This window comes from Haloarcula halobia (genome assembly GCF_029338255.1).
Classification (GTDB): Archaea; Halobacteriota; Halobacteria; order Halobacteriales; family Haloarculaceae; genus Haloarcula; species Haloarcula halobia.
In genome coordinates this window covers 1,531,674-1,547,328 of record NZ_CP119787.1, presented here as the reverse complement: position 1 = coordinate 1,547,328, position 15,655 = coordinate 1,531,674, and the positions used below count along the sequence as shown (strand labels likewise).

Below are 15,655 nucleotides of genomic sequence, written 5' to 3'. Positions count from 1 at the left end.
CCGGCCGGCGCTTCACCCGCATGCCCGACTTTACCCGGCGGAATTTGCTCCAGACCTCAGTCGCTGCGGCGCTCGGCGCGAGCGTCATCGGCGTTGCGAGTGGCGAAGAAGTGGCAGAGACGGACACCCCCGGACGCCCCGAGCGTCAAGGGTGAACTCAAGCGGTTCGCGAACACTGCGTTCGGTGCGGAGGTCACGGGTCCGTACGTCTTCGGCGACGGGACACTCCTCTTCAGCAACCAGCACCCCGAGGAGAACAACCAGGGCGAGTTCAAGAACCCCGGTGTCGGCTACTTCAGCGGGTTCCAGTTCGAGCTGGACGGAGACAACGACGATTTCGAGGAGCTGAGCATCCCCGACACGAAGGAGAAACAGACGCAGATCCGCAGCAGTGCCGGCGAGTATACGTACCTCGGTCAGGGCCGCGACGTCATCAACGGGGGCGCCGAACTGCTCGGCGTGGCACAGACGCCCGACGGCACCGACATCACGCTCGGCAACTTCGAGGGGACCCAGTACGGTGCGGCCGCGACGAACCCCGACTGCAACCAGGTCGTCGAAGCCGGCGAGGACTCCGAGTACGACGGGTTCCTCTACACCAACTGGGAGAACAGCCCGGGCAACGTCTCACGGATCCCCCTCACACAGACGGACGACGGCGAGTGGGAGTCTGACCTCGAGCACGCGATCAACCTCGCGAACACCGAGTCGCTCCGCAGCCTCGGTGGCACGCGCATCAACTGCTACGGCGATAAGACCCCCTGGGGGACGATGGTCTCTTCGGAGGAGAATTACGCACACCCGCGCGTCTCGCTGACGGCGTCCGTCGGCGATATCGTCGAGGCAGGGGCCGGCAAGGGCTTCGTCGGGGGCGCGCAGTTCTGGAACCGGCCGAACCCCAACGGCATCCAGGACGCCGTCGACGACTATTACGATGACGAGTCCTGGTACGTCCAGGGCTACTGGGCGCTCACCGGGGTCGAGTTCCTCGCGTACTACCTCGGCGCGGAGCAGGTCGACCAGGGCGCGAGCGGGAACACCGTAGAGCCGATCAGCGACGTCTACCCGAACCCCTACCGCTACGGCTACCACGTCGAATTCCGCGAGCAGGGTGACGACGAGCCGCCGACCGCCATCAAGCACTACGTGATGGGCCGAGCGTCGTGGGAAGCGCCCGACTTCCAGAGCGACAACCGGACCGTCTACGGCTGCTCGGACGGCGACTCGAAGGGCATCTACAAGTTCGTCGCCGACGAGGACATGACGACCGTCGACCCGATGGAGATCGCCGGGACGCTCTACGCGCCCAAGATCACGAACGACCAGGCGAACGCGTCCGAGACTGGAACCCGGAAATCGCCCGCGGAGTACCCACTCGAGGTCGGGTGGGTCCCGCTCGGCCACGCCTCCAACGCGGAGTGTGCGGAGTGGATTGCAGAGTACGACGACGTGAACCAGGTCGACTACCTCGAAGCCCACACCGAGGAGAATGACTGGGAAGACGACCTCGAAGCCGCCCTCGAGGAAGCCGACCGCGAAGTCGTCGCGAACGGGAACCAGAACTACATCACGAACGAGATGATCCTCGAGTGGGCCGACCAGTACACCGCCGAGGGCCCCGACAACGTCGACGAGGAGCTCCGCAAGGTACCCTTCCTCGAGACCCGCGCGGCCGCAAAGGAGGTCGGCGCTTCCATCGAGTTCAACAAGGCCGAGGGCGTCGACAGCGTCGCGGGCGCTGGGCCCGGCGACTACGTCTACTTCGGTATCTCGGAGTTCAACGACGACATGGCCGACGACACCGGCGACATCCAGATGGATCGCGTCGACGGCGGCGTGGTCTACCGCGCCGAGCTCGGAGACGACTACAACGTCTCGACGCTCGAACCGGTCATCGTCGGTCCGGACTTCACCGACCCCGCCGAGGACGCCAACGACGCTCTGCGAAATATCGACAACGTCTACGCGATGGACGACGGCCGCGTCCTCTGCTGTGAGGACGGCTTCGCCGAGTCCAAGCGCTCCTACCCCAACGACTGTCTCTACGTCTACGAACCGGAGTCGACCCCCGGTAACGGGAATGGTAACGGCAACGGCAACGGCAGTCCGAACGGCAACGGCAACGGCAACGGCAACGGGAACTGACCAGCCATGTCCCAGACCGACGACCAGACGTCGACGTCCGACCAGGAGACCGGCGCGACGTACCGCGAGTACATCCTCGGGGTCCGCATCGTCGAGCGCGAGACGCCCGGCGGGGGGAGGTGCTACCGGTTCGAGGCCCCCGAGCACGGGGGTATCGAGTTCGCGGACCCGGAGACGGCGACGCTATATGCCGACGTCTACTTCGACGTCAACGGGTTCGAGGAGGCCGGGACCGGCGAGCGCGGCGTCCCGCCGGTCGTCATCGCGGCCGGCCGGGACACGCTGGCCGCGTACTTCCTGACCATGCCGGGCATCGACGTCCACTGGGTGGCCTCGTTCTACGGCCACAAGCCCGAGAAAGTCCAGCGGTACGCCAACCGCGTCCGCAAGCGAGCCACGCAGATTCGCGACGGCGCTCGCGAGCAGGGACACGCCTGAGGGGGGTCGTCCCCCAACGCTTTGGCGACCCACCCCCAACTACGAGTATGGTGACTCGTCTCGAGCAGTTCGATCACCCGGCCTGGCTCACCGCGGCCAGCACCCTCGCGGGCTACGGGCTGATTCTACTGTTCATGTTCGTCGTGCTGTTCGTCGTCCCCTACCTGGCCCTCTCGCTGTCCTGAGCGCGACCCCGTGTGGGCAAGAGTGAAACCACCGGACGTGGTAGACGTTGCCATGAGCGTCGAGCACGAACAGAGCGAGCGGACCATTCGCTGCCTGGTCGCGAAGGTGGGCCTCGACGGCCACGACCGGGGCGCACACGTCATCGCCCGTGCCCTGCGTGACGCCGGGTTCGAGGTCATCTACTCCGGCCTGCACCGCTCGCCCGAGGAAGTGGTCCAGGCCGCCGTCCAGGAGGACGTCGACGTCGTCGGCATCTCGATTCTCTCGGGCGCGCACAACACCCTGGTCCCGAAGATCCTCGACGGCCTCAAGCAGTACGACGCCTTCGACGACCGCCTCGTGCTCGTCGGGGGCATCGTGCCGGACGACGACAAGGCGGAGCTGCGCGCCCAGGGCGTCGACGAGATATTCGGGCCCGGCGCGTCGATGGACGAGATGATAGCCTACATCCGCGAGCACGCGCCCGAGCGATGAACGACCTCGTCGCGGACCTGCTCGCGGGCAAGCACAGCGCGCTGGCCCGGGTCATCACGAAGATAGAGAACCGGGCGCCCGGCTATCGCGACGTCGTCTCGACGCTCCACCAGCACACCGGGCACGCGGACGTCGTCGGCGTCACCGGCAGCCCCGGGGCCGGCAAGTCGACGCTCGTCGACAAGGTGGCCGCGGCCTACCGCGAGCGCGGGTTGACCGTGGGCGTCATCGCCATCGACCCCTCCTCGCCGTACTCCGGGGGCGCGGTGCTCGGCGACCGCATCCGCATGGCCTCGAACGCCGGCGACATGGACGTCTTCTTCCGGTCGATGTCCGCCCGCGGGTCGCTGGGCGGCCTCTCGACGGCGACCACCGACGCGGTCACCGCGCTCGACGCCTTCGGCAAGGACAAGATCATCGTCGAGACGGTCGGCGCCGGCCAGAACGAGGTCGACATCGTCCGGACGGCCGACACCGTCGCGGTGCTGGTCCCGCCCGGCAGCGGCGACGACGTCCAGATGCTCAAGGCCGGTATCCTCGAGATCGGGGACGTCTTCGTCGTCAACAAGGCCGACCTGGACGGCGCCGACCGGACGGTCCAGCAGCTGCGCGAGATGTTGCAACACCGGGGCCAGGGGGAGCGAGACGGAAGAGCAGGCAGCGGCCACCACGGCCCCGACCAGACCGCCGGGGGGACGACTGAGGATGGACCGGCGACGAACGGGGAGCGAGCTCCGGGGACGTGGGCCCCGCCTATCGTAGAGACGGTCGCCAACCGCGGCGAGGGGGTCGAGACGTTCCTCGACGCGCTGGCCGACCACGGCGACTTCCTCGACCGGACCGGCCGGCGCGACGAACAGGAACGGGCGCGCTTCGCCGCCGAGATACGGACGCTCCTCCGCGAGGACGCCAACGGCCTGGTCACCCGCGAGCTCGACCGCCAGGGCGGTCTCGACCGACTGGTCGACGACGTGGTCGCCCGCGAGACCGACCCGTATACCGTGGTCGACGAGGTACTGGCGCCGCTCCGGGAGTGTCTGGACCGCGAGGCATAGGCGCGGGCCGGCCCGTCGTCGGTCGGTTCGGCACGTGTCGCCGCCCTTACGTATTAAGAGCTTCTGTCCCCTACAGTCGGGCATGAAACTCCGCAACGTGCTCGGACTCGCGGCGGGAACCGTCGGCGCGACGGCGCTGGCCAACCGACTCCTCCGGGCCTCGCCCGACGAGTTCGACCCATTCCTGCCGGGAACCCAGCGGACGTACCGCTGGCGGGGGTTCGACGTCGCCTACACCGAGGCCGGCGACCCCGGGGCCCCGGACCTGGTGCTGTTGCACGGCATCAACGCCGCTGGGTCCAGTCACGAGTTCCACACCGTCGTCGACGAGCTGGCAGCGGACTACCACGTCCTCGCCCCCGACCTCCCGGGGTTCGGTCACTCCGACCGACCGCCGCTGCTGTACTCGGCGTCGCTGCTGACGACGTTCGTCCGTGACTTCCTCGCCGACGAGGCCACGGACCCGACGGTCGTCGCCTCGTCGCTGACCGGGGCCTACGCCGCGTCGGCCGCCCGGGACGTCGACGTCGCGGAGCTGATCTTGGTCTGTCCGACGGACTCGTCGATGGGGGGCGGGAACGTCTGGCTCCGGTCGCTGCTTCGCGCGCCCGTGGTCGGCCAGGCCATCTACAACCTCATCGTCTCGAAGCCCTCCATCCGGCACTTCCACGCCGACCACGGCTACTACGACATGGACAACCTCACCGACGAGGTGGTCGACTACGAGTGGCAGTCCGGCCACCAGCCGGGCGCCAGGTTCGCGCCGGCGTCGTTCGTCTCGGGGTTCCTCGACCCACAGGCGGACCTCGGGGACGTGCTCGAATCGGTCGACGTCCCGACGACGCTCGTCTGGGGCGAGGACGCCGACATCACGCCACTCTCGGACGGGCGCGGACTGGCCGAGCAGGCCGACGTGCGACTCGTCGTCTTCGGCGACTCGCTCCTGTTGCCACACGTCGAGCACCCCGCCCAGTTCGTCGCCGTCGTCCGCGGCGAGACGGCCTCTATCACCGTCGAGTGAGCGGCGGGTCGGTCTCAGCGCGGCCGGAAGACGACGGCCCGGTCGCCCGTCGTCACCCGCTCGCCGACCTCGACGCCGACGACCGTGCCGATCTCGACGTCTTCCGGATCGATGCCACGGACCATCCCGGTGATAGAGACGGATCCGAAGTCCGCCACGGCGGTCACGTACGGGGCGTCGTCCTCGAACTGCGGCGTCGGGACCGTGATGGTCGTGTGCGTGGTCACCTTGCCGGAATCGGGTAGCCGCTCCTCCCCGAGGTCGCGGGACCGACACTCGGGACAGATGCGCCGGGGCGGGAGCCAGCCGTGCCCGTTCGCACACTCCAGGTAGTAGCCCTCGCCGGCCTCGATAGCGTCCAGCCAGGCGTCGTACTGCCCGTCGGGGGCCGCCTCGGTCATTCTGCCACCTCCAGGACGTGGACCGTCGTAGAGGCGACGGTCCCACCGGCGTTGTGACAGACGCCGATCCGGCCGTCCTCGACGGCGTCGGCCCGCGGATGCGACCCGTCGAGCACCCACGCGATAGTCGCGAGCTGGGCGACGCCCGTCGCACCGACCGGGTGCCCCTTCGCCTTGAGGCCCCCGGAGAGATTGACCGGCATGACACCGTGACGCGTCGTCTCCCCGTCGGTGGCCGCACTGATGCCCTCGCCGCGCTCGTAGAACCCGAGCGACTCGATGGCCAGCACCTCGGCGATGGTGAAACAGTCGTGGACCTCGGCGACGTCGACGTCGGCCGGGCCGATGCCAGCGTCCGCGTAGGCCTCCTCGGCCGCCGCGTCGGCCGCGGGCGTCTGGGCGAAGTGGGCGCGGTCCTGCAGGGCGAGGTTGTCCCCGCCCTGGCCGGTCCCGGTGACCGCCACCGGGGCCTCGAGTCCGTGCTCCTCGGCGTAGGCCTCGCTGGTGAGGACGGCCGCCGCGGCGCCGTCGGTGATAGGACACGAGTCGTACAGGCCGAGGGGGCTGGCGATGGTCGGGGCCTCGAGGGCGTCCTGGACGGAGATCTCCTTCTGTATCTGGGCGTGCTCGTTGACGAGCGCGTGCTCGTGGTTCTTGACTGCAATGTGGGCCAGGTCCTCGCGGGAACCGCCGTAGGCCTCGAAGTACGAGCGGGCCATCAGCGCGTAGGCACCGGGGAAGGTCATCCCCGCACGGACCTCGTAGAGGTCGTCGGCGGCGATCGCAAGCGCGTCCGTCGCGGCGGCCGTTCCGATGTTCGTCATCCGCTCGGCCCCACCGACGACGATGACGTCCGCCTCGCCGTTGCGGATGTCCTTGACCGCCGCCCGGATGGCCGCGCCCGCGGACGCACAGGCGGCCTCGAAACGGGTCGCCGGTACGTCCAGACCGATGGCCTCGGCCATCAGCGGGCCCTGGTGCCCCTGGTGTTCCGCGAGTTCGCCCATGAAGTTGCCGTAGAACAGGGCGTCGACGTCGTCCGAGTCGACGCCGGACTGGTCGAGTGCTTCGAGCCCCGCTTGTGCAAACAGGTCACGGCCGGTGCGTTCGGGGTGTTTCCCGAACTTCGTGACACCGGCCCCCGCGACACGTGGGTTTGACATTAATCTTCGTTCGGCCGCTGGCACGTAAATGCTTGCCGCCATTGTGAGTTTTTGCCACGATTTCGGGTCGTCAGTTTCGCAAGACAGCGATACAATAGTTGAATTTTCGAGTGTTTCCGTCGAAGGTTACATTTCCCTCGTGGGGTCTACAGGACGGCGGCCAGTCTCACCGGACGATTTCTGCGATTCGGCGGGGTTCGCCCGACAGTGACGGCTCGGGTTCCACGATCTGTAACACCTCGTGGTCGGTGACGTCCGGGTAGGACTTCTGGACGGCGTCCTCGATGAGGGCCTTCTCGAGGCGGAACTCGGTTCCCTCGTAGACCACGTCGACCCCCTGCTCGTCGAACGAAAGGACGGTCATGGACCGGGCTAGGCGACCGCCGGATAAAAGTGTAGCCTCTGGCGGGACACCACGGGCACGTCAGACGCCCGTCAGACGCCCGTCGTGCGCGTCCTGAGGGTTTAATACGCCTGATTCCCACATACGCGACGTGCAACTCGGTTCTGACCCGCTCTCGGAACTCGCGATTCCCGACGGCACCACCGTCGAGGAACACGACCTGGTGACCGAGGGTGACGTCCTGATCGGCGGGCAGAGCACGGTCGAGTTCGGCGTCCGCGGGCGGTCGGTCGTCGCCGACGAACGTGTCCGCTTTGGCGGCCACATCGAGGCCGAGGGCGACTGCCGCCTCGACATGTGGTGTGACGTCGCGGACAACGTCCTCGTCGGCGAGGACGCCTACATCGGCGAGCGCGTCCACATCGGCGGCGAACTCCGTGTCGCTGGCGACCTCGACATCGGTGACGAGGTCGACATCGAGGAGGGGTTCGAGGCCAACGGCTGGATCGTCATCCGGAACCCGATGCCGACCATCGTCTTCCTGTTCGTCTACCTCTCGCACCTGCTGCGCATCGGCGAGGAGGCGGCCGCGAAAGACGTCTTAGACGAGATGCTGGGCGACGAGAGCGAGCACGACCCGATCCGTATCCCGCGGGGCGCGACCGTCTCCGACGACGCCTGGCGCGTCTCGACCCCGGCGACGGTCGGCGACGACTGCCGTCTCCACGGCAACATCCGGGCGAAGTCCCTGGAGGTCGGTCGCGACAACGTCGTCTTCGGCAGTCTGCGTACGCGCCAGGACATCGTCGTCGGGCGAGGCACCGAGATCAAAGGCGACGTGACCACGCGGAACGGCGACGTCCGCATCGGCCCGGGCGCGAAGATCTGGGGCGACATCTCGGCCAGAACCGTCCACCTCCACGAGAACGCCACCGTCGACGGGACCATCCGCGCCCGCGAGGAGATGCGGATGCACACCGACGAGGTGCTGGACCGGCCCGACGAGTCGGCCGCGGCGATGGCCGAGATGGCGGAGGAACTCGAGGCAGGGGACGACGATGGCGACGACGCGAGCGAGCCTGAGGCTCCCGACGGCGACGAAGACGCCGAGGATAGCGCAGCCGAGGCGACCACCGACGACGGGAACGAATCGGCCGAAGCCTCGAACTGAGTTACGTGGGGTGGTCGCCGCTGTGCGCACCGAGTACCAGCCGATATCCCGACCGGACGAGTACCACCACGACCAGGCAACTCCCGAGTAGGAGTGCCGGGACGCCCGCGAAGAAGACGCCGCCGGCGGACGTGTTCAGCGACACCAGCGCGAACACCGACGCGAGGACGGTCAGGACGCCGAGGAGACCGGTCCCGACGCGTGCCGTGCTGTCGGGCCCACCGGCGCTCCGGCGCTGGACCCAGTCGACGACGACGACACACCCGAGTACGAACGCCAGCAGACTGATCGTATCTAGCGTGACGGGGCCGAGGTAGAGCCACGCGGGGACGAGGTCTATCGCGAGGAGTCGCGTGGCGATGCCGAGTCCGGCCAGCAACGCGACGGCGGGACGGAGCACCCAGCGTCGCGAGCGAGACGGCGGGGACATACCCGACCGTACCAGCGAAGCGACAATAACCGCTGGGGACGGTCAAACTGCCGTCGAACCGAAACCCCCTTTCCCCGGCCACTGGTACGGCCTGCCATGCTCTCTATCGCACTCGCCGGCAAACCGAACGCCGGGAAGTCTACCTTCTACAAGGCCGCGACGATGGCCGACGTCGACGTCGGCAACTACCCGTTCACGACCATCGACGCCAACCGCGGGGTGAGCCACGTCCGGACCGACTGTCCCTGTCTCGACCGCGAAGAGCGGTGTGGCGACGAGCACTGCCGGGCCGGCAAGCGCTACGTCCCGGTCGAACTCATCGACGTCGCCGGACTCGTGCCCGGCGCACACGAGGGTCGCGGCCTGGGCAACCAGTTCCTCGACGAGCTGACGAACGCGGACGTCATCCTGAACGTCGTCGACGCCTCCGGTGGGACGAACGCCGAGGGCGACCCCGTCGAGGTGGGCGAACACGACCCCGTCGAGGACGTGGACTTCGTCGAAGCGGAGATGGACCTCTGGCTGGCGAGCATCGTCGACCGCAACTGGGAGTCCATCGAGCGACAGTCCCGGTCGCCGGACTTCTCGCTGGACGAGGCGCTCGTGGACATGCTGGCCGGCGTCGGGGCGAGCGAACTCGACGTCGCCCGCACGCTGCGCGAACTCGAGTACCCCGAGGACCCAATCGCCTGGACCGACGAGCACCGCGAGTCGCTGGCTCGCGAGATCCGCCTGCGGACGAAACCCATCGTCGTCGTCGCGAACAAGGCCGACGTCGCGCCCGAGGGCAACGTCGAGCGCCTGCGCGAGGCGGCCGACATCGTCGTCCCGGCGACGGCCGACGGGGAACTCGCGCTGCGAAACGCCGCCGAGGCCGGCGTCGTCGACTACGACCCCGGCGACCCCGACTTCGAGATAACCGGCGACGTGAGCGACCAGCAGCGGGCCGGCCTCGATCAGATTCGCGACGTCATGGAGCAGTGGGGCGGCACCGGCGTCCAGGGGTCGCTCGACACCGCCGTCTACGACCTGCTCGATCACATCACGGCCTACCCCGTCCAGAACGACACGAAGTGGACCGACGGCCAGGGGAACGTATTGCCGGACGCCCACCTGCTCCCCCGCGGGTCGACCCCGAAGGACCTCGCCTACGCCGTCCACTCGGACATCGGCGAGGGCTACATCCACGCCGTCGACGCCCGCGCCGAGCGGCGGGTCTCCGACGAGACGGAACTGGAGGAGGGAGCCGTCATCAAGATAGTCAGTTCGAACTGACCTGGTGGTGGGCTACTGTGCGCCCTCGTCTTCGCTCAGCTCGGCCTCCGGTGGCGAGCCGTCCACCGTCGGCGCGTTTTCGGGTGCGTCCATCGGTGGTGCTTCGTAGGTGTACAGCACGCCGTCGTGCCGGACGTAGAACGTCTCGCTCCCCGGGTTCTCGACGACGCTGTTATCGGTGTCGATGGCGAAGTCCACGAGGTCCGCGAGCGACGTCGCCTCCGCCCGAGGAAGGTCGAGCGCCTCCGGCGGCAGGTCGAACGACGTGACCCACTCGTCGAACTCGGCTCTATCACCCCGGTACGCCAGCAGGTCCCGTTCGCGCTGGCTCAACTCGAAATCGTTTCGCGAGCGAGCAACAGTGAGCGCCGCGAGGCCCAGGAACCCGACGCCGAACAGCAGCGGCCCACCGACGGTCCGGAGCATCCCGGGTTCACGGGGCACCTCGACGAGGGCCGTCGTCTCGTCGCGGGTCGTGTCTGCCGAGGCGTTCACCCGGTAGGCGTTCTGCGAGAACGTTATCGGCATGGCGTAGGCCGCCGTCCGGTTGACCGCCTGGCCGTTGACCGTCCCCGAGAACTGGACCGTCGTGACGACGAGCACGCGGGGCTCGCCGGGCGGGTTCCCCAGTCGCTCCGAAATCTGCTCGGTCCGGTTCTGCGTCCGGTTGACGTCCAGCGAGAACGGGACTGTCACCCGCGACCCCGGCGCCACGTCGGACTCGGTGCGCGTCTCGAGCGTCCGGGACTGCTCCCAGACCACTGCCGTCCGCTCCTGTCGTTCGTCGACGGCCCGCACGACGAGCGCCTCCTCCACGTCGACGTCGAGGCTGCCGCCGTCGGTGGCGTTGTACGAGAAGGCGAACTGCCCGTCGAGGTCCGGCGTCGCGGCCAGCAGATACACGGACCGGTTCTCGAGCGTCGTCCCGCGGTCGTACACCGGGTTCGGTTCGGTGACCGTCGCCTGGTGGGTGTAGGTCCCCGTCGTCGCCCACGACGAGACGGTCCGTTCCTCCGTGGTCGTGCCCGGGTCGACGTGCGCCCCGTAGGCCACCCAGCCGCCGACGAGTGCCAGGACGAGAAAGACGACGACCACGACCTCGAACCACGACTCGAGCGCTGCGCGCGTCTGCAACCAGCGGTCCCCCATGACCTGCAAGGCCGCCTGGGATCGCTATTGTTATACTATCAATATTTTCGGTTGGCTCGGGTTAGCGATACAGCCGGCGCACCCGACGCCGGACGCGTGCCGCCGTCGAGCGCCCCGTGTCGCGGGACCGCCTGCGTACTCGCCCGGTCCCGACCAGCGTAACGCCGACGAGGTAGAACGGCACGCCGAGCAGCGCGTCGATGACGGCGATGGGCGCCCACGGGTGGACCTCGTACAGCGCCCGGACGTGGGCCTGGGGCAGCAACGCCAGGTACCGGTGTTGCGTGACGAAGTAGCGGTAATAGCCCGTCTCGGGCGGCGCGTGAATCGTCAGGGTCGCGTTGACCACCGACTGTCGCGGCACGGTGAGTTCGCGCGGCTGGACGTCGACGTTCTCGTCGCCCGGTTCGAGGAAGACGATGGCAGGGACGAACCCGCCGTTGCCGACGGGATAGGTGGTCGATTCGGTGGTCCCCTTCTCGATGACGCGCGGCCCCGGCGAGTCGCTCTCGGCGCTGACGACGCCGAACTCCTGTGGGCCCGCGGGCCCGACCATCGCCGCGGTGGCGCTCACGACGACGACGGCGGCGAGCACGCCGACGACGAGCCGTGCGCTGGTGCCGGTGTCCCGTGACCGGTCGCGCGAGGTCCGTTCCCGGCCGCTGTCCCGCCACACGTCGATCCCGTAGAACAGGAGCGAGAGCGCGAAGACGAGGTACGCGAGTCCCTGGACGCCGAGCAAGGAACGGGTGCCGAGTGCCGAGGCGAGCGTGCTCTGGACTGTCTGCAGGACGCGCTGGGTGCCGGTGACGACGCTCCCGACGCCGGGTATCGCTAGCACCTCGCCACCGGGTTGCCAGGCGACGGCGACGATCTGCTCTGATTTTACCGGTGGCTCACCACTGTCCTGGTCTGTGAACGGATTGGCGTCGCCTTTCGTGATGTAGCCTCGGTCGGTTTCCTCGACGATTCGGTGGGTGGTCAGGCCGCCGCCCTGTATCTCCTCGGCACGGAAGACGACGACGTCACCCGCTCCCGGGCCGTCGGTGATAGCCGCCGGGATTGCGAAGAAGCCGTCGCCCTCGTCAAGAGTCGGTTCCATGCTGCCAGAGGTCACGAAGCCGAGAAGGGTTGGTTGGCCGAGGACTGATCCGAGAACCAATAATAGCACGATGAGAAGGATTGCAAGTTGTGGAATTACAATCCCCGCCTTCTTCAGTCCCATGTCAGGACAAAAAATATTACTGCAAGAGTTTAGTTACGAAGCTGTTTCAAATTAACTGCTTCCGTACGGACCATCCGCATCCGTGACGGCGAATCTAATTTCGCCCCCTGGAACACTGGCCATGTCCCGCGCGTCGATCGCCACACCAACTAGCGTAGAAGTACCCGAGTCAAGACCACCTCCACTTGCATTGGTACTCTCGTACCCGCCGAAGTCGTCCTAGCTCGGGTAGAAGCTATCTTCGGGGTAGGAACCACTGTACTCTTCGTACACTTCTTTTGGGACGAAATGCCATCGATCCGGGTTAGCCAAACCGGATTTATCGATAGTGATGTCGAGATTGTTCGGACCGTTATTGGTCATCCGAAAAACGCCATCAAAAGTCGTAACCGAGTCGGCGTTGATACCGCTGCCACCGTTATTGTTGCCACTGAAGTCCAAGACGAGTTGTTTCCCGCTGTATTCGGCGTACGGTGACGTCGCTTCCAAACCGAGATAAGCAGCCTGGTCACCTGCCACATTGACACCGACGGTACGAGTAGCCTCCACACTAGCAAACGCACCAGTACCCATTGCAGCCGCCGAGCCGGCGGCGAGCGATCCCATTCCGACGAGGAATTTGCGTCGTTGCATTGTTTGGTCTCCGTGCGCACACCCGTACGACCGATCCCGTCACCGACACGCCGTCAGGGGTGTGCTCGTTCGTTGCATGGTCCCACCACCCTTTGTGTATATACAGTGACACCAATGCAAAGATATCCTGTGTGCAGAGAACGTGCCTCTGCATGCTGAAGTGAGTGTTTTCAAAGTGTAAGGTAGGTTTACCTGGTGAGTTTCGCCATCGAACACCAAGCGTCCAAGAACGACTGGGAACGACGCTCCGCAGACGTTTTCCAGAAGGGGGCTGCCGTGCGGACCGCAGATCGAAACCGAGCTAACCCATCGAGTCACCAACTCCCGAGTTCCGAATTCGTCAAACCCCGAACCGACAGGGCCCGAGGCTGTTCAATTCGTGACTATCGTGAGGGTGCCACCTGCCCCGTTGCCGACCTCGGTGTCACCGTCCGGGCCTTCGACGATAGCGACGTCGATGAACGCGGCGTCGCCGGGGGCGACCGTCGGACTCCGAACGGCGAAGTAGATGCCTTCCCCGGAGTCCATGTCGACGTTATCGACGTCCCCGACGACCGAGACGTTTCCACCGTCTCCCTCCAGGGAGACAGACAGGCTGTTGGGCCCCTGGTTCACCACCGTCACGACGCCCTGTACGCGCGTCGCGGCGTCGTAGTTGAACGCGGACCCGCCGTTGCCGTTGCCCGAGGTCCCCCCGAGGTCGATCGTCAGTTCGCCGTTGTTGTCTGTGACGTACTCGTTGTCACCGTCGAGTTTGAGATACGCCGAGTCGTCGCCGGTGGTCTGGACCGTGACGCCACGGCCGGCCTCAACGAAGGTGAACGCGCCTGTACCCACTGCCGCCGCCGAACCGGCGGCCAGCGAACCCATGCCGACGAGGAAGTTGCGTCGTTGCATCGTTGGATGTCCCATGGACACACCCGGCGGCCAGTCGTGCCAGACGGCGTGACTGCACCGGTGTGCGCGCGAGAAGCAACGACTCGTCCTCTCTTTTGTATACACGAGTGGCACATCGAAGAGAGGGGTTGCACGACAGAAACCGGCGTATTCGATGCGCAATACCTCTGTTCTGGTGAGTAACTTGGGCTTATCTCGATTGCCCACAGTATTCGGGTTACCTTGGAGATATCACAACGGGATTACCATCCAATGTAATATTACTAACTAAATGAATCCGGAATGAGGTGTCGATATCCGTCGACGTTCGGGGGAGACGAGGAATGAGCCAGGCACGGACAGAGCTATCCAGGCGCACCGGGGGATCAGACGACGAGCAGACACCGTCGCAAGACCAGGTATTCGAGATCCTGAGCAACAGGCGACGACGGTTCGTCTTCCACTATCTCAAACGGGAGCGACGGGAGGTCTACCTGCGGGAGCTGGCCGAGCACGTGGCGGCCTGGGAGAACGACAAACCGGTCGCTGAACTCACCTCGATGGAGACCAAGCGCGTCAAGACGGCGCTCCACCAGCACCACCTGCCGAAGATGGACCAGAGCGGGTTCGTCGCGTACGACTCTAACAGGGAGACGGTCGAACTCGCCGACGCCGTCGCGGACCTGGAGGTCTATCTCGACGTGGTCCCGGGTGGCGACGTCCCGTGGAGCCTCTACTACCTCGGCCTGTCGGTGCTGGGACTGCTCGTGCTGGGGTGCGCGTGGATGGACCTCGGGCCGTTCGGCTCGATTCCCGACCTCTCCGGGGCCGTCTTCCTGGCTGTCGTGCTGCTGGTCTCGGCGGCCGTCCACACGTACTTCAACGTCTCGCGCCTGCGGCTCGGCACCACCGCGGACCCACCGGAGGTGGGCGACCGATGAACGCCGGCCGCCAGGTCGCACTTGTCGGCCTGGGTCTCGCGCTCGTCCTCGCCGTGGCACAGACCGGGGCCTTCACCGCGACGATAGCCGAACGGGGGGTCGATGTCGTCATCGGCGACGACCAGGCCGCGTATCTCGGCGTCCAGGAGCACTCCGTCTCTGTGCCGGGCAACACGACCACGCGGGCGTCGCTCGCGACGGTCACGAACCGTTTCAGGTCGACCCTCGAGGTCTCTGTCAGCGTCGCCGGGGACGAGGATACACCACCGACACTGTCGAGCGTGCGCGGTCCGGAGACGCTCTCCTCCGGCGAGAGCGGCGCCGTCATCGCAGACGTCTCGTGTGGCGACAGCACGGCCGTGGAGTCGGTCGACGTCGTCGTCGAGGGAACGGGCCCCGACGTCGGCGTCGAGTTGACGCGGTCGGTCGCGGTCACCTGCGAGTCGATAGTCGAGACGGAATCCGCCGAGACGACCACGACGGCCGGCGGCAAGGGGCGTGCCTCGTCCACGGCGGGCATATCGAATGTCAATCCAAAAATAATATCCAGTTCCAGCCCCGTGTTTGTGAAGTGTTTGCACGAGAGACGTCATTCAGACGAGGTCTGTAACTATCGTACGTATCTGGGGTGCAACTATCACTGTCTCTGGAGTAGGGATGGGTCCTCGGTACGAATTCCTTTTTAAGTAGGTTGGCCCCATCGACTCGATAGCGAGACACGACTAGCGG

General features: G+C 66.6%; 17 protein-coding genes and 1 pseudogene. 10 read left to right on the top strand and 8 right to left on the bottom strand.

Going from position 1 to position 15,655, the window contains the following annotated elements:
• The first annotated feature begins 20 nt into the window (after window positions 1-20).
• The 6 genes and pseudogenes from P1K88_RS08210 (at window position 21) to P1K88_RS08185 (ending at window position 5,319) form a co-directional block, all read left to right on the top strand.
• Window positions 21-2,145: pseudogene (locus P1K88_RS08210) on the top strand (alkaline phosphatase PhoX).
• Window positions 2,146-2,151: 6 nt separating this feature from the next.
• Window positions 2,152-2,583, top strand: coding sequence for a hypothetical protein (locus P1K88_RS08205; protein WP_276413974.1), 432 nt, complete (start codon window positions 2,152-2,154; stop codon window positions 2,581-2,583).
• A gap of 47 nt (window positions 2,584-2,630) precedes the next feature.
• Window positions 2,631-2,768, top strand: coding sequence for a hypothetical protein (locus P1K88_RS08200; RefSeq protein WP_276413973.1), 138 nt, complete (start codon window positions 2,631-2,633; stop codon window positions 2,766-2,768).
• A 52-nt stretch (window positions 2,769-2,820) separates the two neighbouring features.
• On the top strand, window positions 2,821-3,243 hold the full coding sequence (locus P1K88_RS08195) for a cobalamin B12-binding domain-containing protein (RefSeq protein WP_276413972.1): 423 nt from the start codon (window positions 2,821-2,823) through the stop codon (window positions 3,241-3,243).
• A complete protein-coding gene (gene meaB, locus P1K88_RS08190) occupies window positions 3,240-4,298 on the top strand; it encodes a methylmalonyl Co-A mutase-associated GTPase MeaB (RefSeq protein ID WP_276413971.1) in 1,059 nt (352 codons plus the stop codon). The genes P1K88_RS08195 and meaB overlap by 4 nt, the downstream gene beginning before the upstream one ends.
• An 82-nt stretch (window positions 4,299-4,380) precedes the next feature.
• Complete coding sequence (locus P1K88_RS08185; RefSeq protein WP_276413970.1) at window positions 4,381-5,319, top strand: alpha/beta fold hydrolase; 939 nt, start codon at window positions 4,381-4,383, stop codon at window positions 5,317-5,319.
• A 14-nt stretch (window positions 5,320-5,333) separates the two neighbouring features.
• Here P1K88_RS08185 and P1K88_RS08180 read toward each other — a convergent pair whose 3' ends face one another.
• The 3 genes from P1K88_RS08180 to P1K88_RS08170 form a co-directional block, all read right to left on the bottom strand.
• Window positions 5,334-5,720 (bottom strand): Zn-ribbon domain-containing OB-fold protein, encoded by a 387-nt coding sequence (locus P1K88_RS08180; protein ID WP_276413969.1) that lies wholly within the window; start codon window positions 5,718-5,720, stop codon window positions 5,334-5,336.
• On the bottom strand, window positions 5,717-6,883 hold the full coding sequence (locus P1K88_RS08175; protein WP_276413968.1) for a thiolase C-terminal domain-containing protein: 1,167 nt from the start codon (window positions 6,881-6,883) through the stop codon (window positions 5,717-5,719). Before P1K88_RS08175 ends, P1K88_RS08180 begins: the two co-directional genes overlap by 4 nt.
• Before the next feature lie 166 nt (window positions 6,884-7,049).
• Window positions 7,050-7,247 (bottom strand): DUF5800 family protein, encoded by a 198-nt coding sequence (locus P1K88_RS08170; protein ID WP_276413967.1) that lies wholly within the window; start codon window positions 7,245-7,247, stop codon window positions 7,050-7,052.
• 130 nt (window positions 7,248-7,377) lie between these two features.
• Between P1K88_RS08170 and P1K88_RS08165 the strand changes: the two genes are divergently transcribed.
• Window positions 7,378-8,397: a polymer-forming cytoskeletal protein gene (locus P1K88_RS08165; protein ID WP_276413966.1), complete on the top strand. Its 1,020-nt coding sequence runs from the start codon at window positions 7,378-7,380 to the stop codon at window positions 8,395-8,397.
• Window position 8,398: 1 nt separating this feature from the next.
• On the opposite strand, the gene P1K88_RS08160 is transcribed toward P1K88_RS08165, so the two are convergent.
• The gene (locus P1K88_RS08160; RefSeq protein WP_276413965.1) at window positions 8,399-8,827 is read right to left on the bottom strand and encodes a hypothetical protein; all 429 of its coding nucleotides are present in this window, start codon (window positions 8,825-8,827) and stop codon (window positions 8,399-8,401) included.
• Window positions 8,828-8,923: 96 nt separating this feature from the next.
• Here P1K88_RS08160 and P1K88_RS08155 point away from each other — a divergent pair, with 96 nt between their 5' ends.
• Window positions 8,924-10,102, top strand: coding sequence for a redox-regulated ATPase YchF (locus P1K88_RS08155; RefSeq protein WP_276413964.1), 1,179 nt, complete (start codon window positions 8,924-8,926; stop codon window positions 10,100-10,102).
• A gap of 12 nt (window positions 10,103-10,114) precedes the next feature.
• On the opposite strand, the gene P1K88_RS08150 is transcribed toward P1K88_RS08155, so the two are convergent.
• From P1K88_RS08150 to P1K88_RS08135, 4 genes are all read right to left on the bottom strand, one after another.
• A complete protein-coding gene (locus P1K88_RS08150; protein ID WP_276413963.1) occupies window positions 10,115-11,236 on the bottom strand; it encodes a DUF5305 domain-containing protein in 1,122 nt (373 codons plus the stop codon).
• 76 nt (window positions 11,237-11,312) lie between these two features.
• Complete coding sequence (locus P1K88_RS08145; RefSeq protein ID WP_276413962.1) at window positions 11,313-12,476, bottom strand: signal peptidase I; 1,164 nt, start codon at window positions 12,474-12,476, stop codon at window positions 11,313-11,315.
• A gap of 219 nt (window positions 12,477-12,695) precedes the next feature.
• Window positions 12,696-13,109: a DUF1102 domain-containing protein gene (locus P1K88_RS08140; protein ID WP_276413961.1), complete on the bottom strand. Its 414-nt coding sequence runs from the start codon at window positions 13,107-13,109 to the stop codon at window positions 12,696-12,698.
• Between the two features lie 372 nt (window positions 13,110-13,481).
• The gene (locus P1K88_RS08135; protein WP_276413960.1) at window positions 13,482-14,006 is read right to left on the bottom strand and encodes a hypothetical protein; all 525 of its coding nucleotides are present in this window, start codon (window positions 14,004-14,006) and stop codon (window positions 13,482-13,484) included.
• Between the two features lie 323 nt (window positions 14,007-14,329).
• On the opposite strand from P1K88_RS08135, the gene P1K88_RS08130 reads away from it, so the two are divergent.
• Together P1K88_RS08130 and P1K88_RS08125 are read left to right on the top strand one after the other, a co-directional pair.
• Window positions 14,330-14,926: a DUF7344 domain-containing protein gene (locus P1K88_RS08130; RefSeq protein WP_276413959.1), complete on the top strand. Its 597-nt coding sequence runs from the start codon at window positions 14,330-14,332 to the stop codon at window positions 14,924-14,926.
• The gene (locus P1K88_RS08125; RefSeq protein ID WP_276413958.1) at window positions 14,923-15,612 is read left to right on the top strand and encodes a hypothetical protein; all 690 of its coding nucleotides are present in this window, start codon (window positions 14,923-14,925) and stop codon (window positions 15,610-15,612) included. Before P1K88_RS08130 ends, P1K88_RS08125 begins: the two co-directional genes overlap by 4 nt.
• Window positions 15,613-15,655 lie beyond the last annotated feature (43 nt).

Bases quoted from the DNA above. Each gene is read 5' to 3' on its own strand.
- P1K88_RS08175 (WP_276413968.1), bottom strand. From the start codon at position 6,883: ATGTCAAACCCACGTGTCGCGGGGGCCGGTGTCACGAAGTTCGGGAAA.
- P1K88_RS08195 (WP_276413972.1), top strand. From the start codon at position 2,821: ATGAGCGTCGAGCACGAACAGAGCGAGCGGACCATTCGCTGCCTGGTC.
- P1K88_RS08155 (WP_276413964.1), top strand. From the start codon at position 8,924: ATGCTCTCTATCGCACTCGCCGGCAAACCGAACGCCGGGAAGTCTACC.
- P1K88_RS08140 (WP_276413961.1), bottom strand. From the start codon at position 13,109: ATGCAACGACGCAAATTCCTCGTCGGAATGGGATCGCTCGCCGCCGGC.
- P1K88_RS08205 (WP_276413974.1), top strand. From the start codon at position 2,152: ATGTCCCAGACCGACGACCAGACGTCGACGTCCGACCAGGAGACCGGC.
- P1K88_RS08170 (WP_276413967.1), bottom strand. From the start codon at position 7,247: ATGACCGTCCTTTCGTTCGACGAGCAGGGGGTCGACGTGGTCTACGAG.
- P1K88_RS08180 (WP_276413969.1), bottom strand. From the start codon at position 5,720: ATGACCGAGGCGGCCCCCGACGGGCAGTACGACGCCTGGCTGGACGCT.
- meaB (WP_276413971.1), top strand. From the start codon at position 3,240: ATGAACGACCTCGTCGCGGACCTGCTCGCGGGCAAGCACAGCGCGCTG.
- P1K88_RS08125 (WP_276413958.1), top strand. From the start codon at position 14,923: ATGAACGCCGGCCGCCAGGTCGCACTTGTCGGCCTGGGTCTCGCGCTC.
- P1K88_RS08160 (WP_276413965.1), bottom strand. From the start codon at position 8,827: ATGTCCCCGCCGTCTCGCTCGCGACGCTGGGTGCTCCGTCCCGCCGTC.
- P1K88_RS08145 (WP_276413962.1), bottom strand. From the start codon at position 12,476: ATGGGACTGAAGAAGGCGGGGATTGTAATTCCACAACTTGCAATCCTT.
- P1K88_RS08135 (WP_276413960.1), bottom strand. From the start codon at position 14,006: ATGCAACGACGCAACTTCCTCGTCGGCATGGGTTCGCTGGCCGCCGGT.
- P1K88_RS08130 (WP_276413959.1), top strand. From the start codon at position 14,330: ATGAGCCAGGCACGGACAGAGCTATCCAGGCGCACCGGGGGATCAGAC.
- P1K88_RS08185 (WP_276413970.1), top strand. From the start codon at position 4,381: ATGAAACTCCGCAACGTGCTCGGACTCGCGGCGGGAACCGTCGGCGCG.
- P1K88_RS08200 (WP_276413973.1), top strand. From the start codon at position 2,631: ATGGTGACTCGTCTCGAGCAGTTCGATCACCCGGCCTGGCTCACCGCG.